Source organism: Desulfogranum marinum, assembly GCF_016918565.1.
In the GTDB taxonomy this organism is placed as follows: domain Bacteria; phylum Desulfobacterota; class Desulfobulbia; order Desulfobulbales; family Desulfobulbaceae; genus Desulfogranum; species Desulfogranum marinum.
This window is the reverse complement of sequence record NZ_JAFFQD010000174.1, coordinates 1-401: the sequence shown is the minus strand read 5'-3', so window position 1 is coordinate 401 and position 401 is coordinate 1. Positions and strand designations below refer to the sequence as shown.

Here is a 401-nt window from a genome sequence, read left to right as displayed (position 1 = left end):
GTTCATCGACGTGCAAGTGCAGATCGACCAGACTCGCCTCGAACAGATTCTGGTCAATCTGGTCGGCAACGCCCTCGATGCGATGCAGGCGCAACCGCAGCCCGAACTGTGGCTGGAGGGCGAAGAATTCAACGGCAAATATCGCCTGCGCGTGCGCGACAACGGTCACGGCATCGACGCCGAGGCGCGCAAGCATCTGTTCGAACCGTTCTTCACCACCAAACCCGGCGAACAAGGCCTGGGTCTGGGCCTGACGCTTTCCGCCAGCCTCGCCGCTGCCACCGGCGGTCATCTGGGTGTCGAACACCCGGGCGGCGGCGGAACCACTTTCGTCCTCAGTTTACCGTTGGTAAGCCCTACTCCCGCCGAGCCAATATGAACCAAGAACTCAGTGTGCTGAT

At 61.3% G+C, this 401-nt stretch carries 1 protein-coding gene; it reads left to right on the top strand.

Translation table 11 applies throughout. The annotated features are described in order from the left end of the window. Window positions 1-379, top strand: a 379-nt coding sequence (locus tag JWH17_RS23375) for a sensor histidine kinase (RefSeq protein ID WP_232371273.1), incomplete at its 5' end; no start/stop codon positions are given. Window positions 380-401: the final 22 nt, after the last annotated feature.